The organism is Acidimicrobiia bacterium (genome assembly GCA_016650365.1).
Lineage (GTDB): Bacteria > Actinomycetota > Acidimicrobiia > Spongiisociales > JAENVV01 > JAENVV01.
Genome location: JAENVV010000084.1, coordinates 1 through 4,005, shown reverse-complemented (window position 1 = coordinate 4,005; position 4,005 = coordinate 1). Strand labels below are relative to the sequence as shown.

Genomic DNA, 4,005 nt, shown 5'->3' with positions numbered 1-4,005 from the left:
TCCAAAGCGGCCTGGCGTCCGCGCAATCGGACATCACCTTGCCGGATGGAAGGATTCAGGTCTGAAGACGAAAACAGAGGCCGAAACGGTATCGAGACCAAACGCTCCATTCATATTCTGCCGGGCCCCAAGCCCATACCGGTTGGTTCTCTTCGTTGACCTTTGGGGTCTTTCTAACGGTTTTTCGCGACCATGTTCGACGGGCGGCGCGCGACCACGTTGAGTGGCTAGCCTGGCCAAGGAGGGCGCGGGCGCCGCAAGCGGCCCTAAGTTGCCCACATCCGGAGGATCTAGGAGGAACTACGACATGATGCGAGCAGTACCGATCAGACGAAAGATGCTTACAGTGACGTTGTTGCTGGCAATGGTGGCGGCATTGTTGCCCACTGCTGCTGGCGCAGCCCTTGCGCTCGGGCCGTCCGTCTTCATCAACGAGATTCACTACGACAATACGGGTGCGGACGTCGGCGAAGCCGTCGAGATCGCAGGCCCGGTGGGGACCGACCTGACGGGCTGGACCCTTCAGCCGTACAACGGGTCAAATGGAGCCGCGTACAGCGCGACTGCACTTGCTGGAACGATCCCGGATCAACAAGGCGGCTACGGCACACTCAGCTTCTCGATCTCTGGCCTCCAGAACGGCTCGCCGGACGGCATCGCCCTCGTCGATGCAGGCAGCTCCGTCGTCGAGTTCCTCAGCTATGAGGGTTCGTTCGCTGCCACGGACGGCCCCGCCAACGGCATGACCTCAACCGATATCGGTGTGACTGAGAACGGAAGCGGCCCGCTTGGCGATTCTCTACAACTAGTCGGCACTGGGTCGATGGGCGGCGACTTCACCTGGGCTGCTTCACAGCCGAATACGTTCGGTGCGGTCAACACCGGTCAGACTTTCGATGGTGGATCGAGCGGTCCGAGCGACCCGGTGATCAACGAGTTCGTAGCCAACCACACCGGCGCTGACACCGAAGCATTCATTGAGGTCTTCGGCACACCAACCACCGACTATTCGTCCTACACCGTCCTTGAGATTGAGGGCGATGCACCCACCACCGGACCCGCCCGGGGCTTCATCGATGCCGTACTTCCCGTCGGCTCGACCAACGCTGGTGGCTATTGGATCGACGACGAAGACATGGAGAACGGCACGCTCACGATCCTTCTGGTCGAGGGCTTCACCGGCTCGGCAGGTGACGATCTAGATACCAATGACGATGGCACAATCGACAGCACTCCCTGGAATCGGATCGTCGACTCGGTGGCAGTTAACGACGGCGGAGCAAGCGACTTGACCTACTCATCGGTCGTGCTCACCCCGGAATATGACGGCGGTACCTTCACGGTGGGCGGCGCCTCGCGCATCCCAAACGGCGCCGACACGAACACCAGCGGAGACTGGGTGCGCAACGATTTTGATGGATTCGGGTTCCCAGGCTTTGTGGGCAGTCAGGCACGTGGCGAAGCGATCAACACACCAGATGCCGTCAATGCCGTTGTTACGGTCGTCGTCGATCCCATCGGCGTGTGCGGCGACGGCGCTCGGCTGATCCATGACATCCAAACCGCGGGGCCAGCCAGCGGTGATATCGGCGATACGCGTGAGATAGAGGGCGTCGTCGTCGGTGACTTCCAGGGCTCCGGTGCGCTCAACGGTTTCTACGTCCAGGAAGAAGATGCCGATGCGGATGGCGATGCGCTCACGTCGGAGGGAATCTTCGTCTTTGATTCGACGAACGCCGTCGCACTCAATGTTGGAGACGTGGTTCGAGTCCGGGGTGAGGTCACCGAATACTTCGGTCTCACCGAGATCACCAATGTGGTCACGGTTCTTGATTGTGGGACTACGGGAGCCGCAACCGCTGCCAACTTGACGCTTCCAGTGGTGGAGGCTGATTACTTCGAACGATACGAGGGCATGTATGTCACATTCCCACAGGCGCTCGTCATATCGGAGTATTTCAACTACGACCGCTTTGGTGAGATTGTCTTGACATCCGAACGGCACCTGACGCCGACAGCAGAGTTCGAACCGGGTGCTCCTGCTATCCAAGCGGCGGCGGACTTTCTGCTTGACAAGATCACGCTCGACGACGGACGATCTGCCCAGAACCCTGATCCGGCAATTCATCCGAACGGCGGTGTGTTCGATCTCACCAACTTGTTCCGGGGTGGCGACACGGTTGCCAACGTGACCGGCGTAATGGACTACTCATTCAGTCTGTGGCGGATCCAGCCAACCCAAGGTGCTGATTACACGAGTGTCAACCCGCGGCCGGCCAGTCCGGATCCGGTGGGTGGCAGTCTCAATGTCGCGACCTTCAACGTGTTGAACTACTTCTCAACGTTCGACTATCCACGAGGCGATCCGCTGGACAACAAGTGCGGCCCGCTTGCCAATCAGGAATGTCGCGGCGCAGACAATGCGGGCGAGTTCACCCGTCAACGGGACAAGATCATCTCTGCCATCCATGCGATCGACGCCGATGTGGTCGGGTTGCTCGAGATCGAAAACAACATCAACGATGACGCGGTGATCGATCTTGTCAATGGGTTGAACGCGGCCTACGGCGAAGAGACCTACGATTACGTCGCCACAGGAGCGATCGGTACGGATGCGATCAAGGTCGCCCTGATCTACAAGCCGTTGTCCGTTGATCTGGTCGGTGGCTATGCCATCCTCGACTCAAGTGTTGACGCTCGTTTCCTCGACACAAAGAACCGTCCGGCGCTGGCGCAGACGTTCATGGATAGCTCGACCGGTGGTGTCTTTACGGTCGCCGTGAATCACCTGAAGTCCAAGGGTTCCGCTTGCGATGACGTGGGTGATCCAGATCTCGGCGATGGCGCAGGGAACTGCAACCTGACCCGGACCGCGGCCGCCGAGGCGCTGGTCGATTGGCTTGCAACCGATCCAACCGGCAGTGGCGACAGCGATTTCTTGATCATCGGCGACCTTAACTCCTATGACAAGGAAGATCCGATCGATGCCATCCTGGCGGGTGGTTATACCGACCTGGTCGCTCACTTCGTTGGTGAGGATGCCTACTCGTACGTGTTCGACGGACAAACCGGCTATCTCGACTACCAGTTGGCCAACTCATCGCTAACGCCCCAGGTGACGGGTGCAACGGTTTGGCACATCAACGCCGACGAAGCGGATTTGATCGACTATGACACGTCGTTCAAGCTGCCCGCCCAGGACGCGATTTATGCTCCGGACCCGTATCGCTCGTCCGATCATGATCCGGTCATTATCGGGCTCGATGTCTGCGACGAAATTGCTCCGACGATCGACTCGTTGTCAGTTACACCGAATGTGCTCCTGAAGCCCAACCACAAGTATGTGGATGTCGAGGCGACTATCGCGGTTAGTGACAACTTCGACACGAATCCGACCATCGTCCTGGTATCGGTTACGTCGAATGAACCCGACAATGGTGAAGACGATGGAGACACAGTCAACGACATCGTTATCGTCGACGACTTCCACTTCCAGCTACGGGCCGAGCGGTCCGGGGTTGGCCAGGGACGAACCTACACCATCACCTACCAGGTGACTGATGACTGTGGCAACACAGCGGTTTCATCGGTGACGGTGTTTGTTCCACTTTCTCGAGGTAAGTGAAGTCGCAGCCGGCCTTTAGCCGAAAGAGGGGGCGGGCGAGAGCCTGCCCCCTCTGCTTTCTTGGGACGGCGGGCGGTCCGGCGAAACTTTCCCGACCGTCTTTCCAAGAACGGGGTCGGAGTGGTCGATCCGTGGGAGCAACCGATCAGGGATGTGGTGGGTCGGCTACCCGGATGGGACCGTAGGATCGGGTGGATGTCGCCGATCGAACCACCTCCGAGCCAGTTCTGGCTTCCCGAACCCGAATCGGCCGGTGGCGACGATGTTGTCGCGGTCGGTGGTGATCTGGCACCTGGCACCATTCTCCAGGCGTACCGGCGGGGCATGTTCCCGATGCATCTCTCCGACGGCTTGCTCGCCTGGTGGTCCCCGCAAGTTCG

The 4,005-nt window shown here is 59.4% G+C and carries 2 protein-coding genes; both read left to right on the top strand.

The features are described 5' to 3' along the window. Positions 1 to 307 precede the first annotated feature (307 nt). Positions 308 to 3,625 (top strand): ExeM/NucH family extracellular endonuclease, encoded by a 3,318-nt coding sequence (locus JJE47_04960; protein MBK5266764.1) that lies wholly within the window; start codon positions 308 to 310, stop codon positions 3,623 to 3,625. Positions 3,626 to 3,820: 195 nt separating this feature from the next. Continuing rightward, on the top strand, positions 3,821 to 4,005 hold a 185-nt coding region (locus JJE47_04955; GenBank protein ID MBK5266763.1), incomplete at its 3' end, for a leucyl/phenylalanyl-tRNA--protein transferase.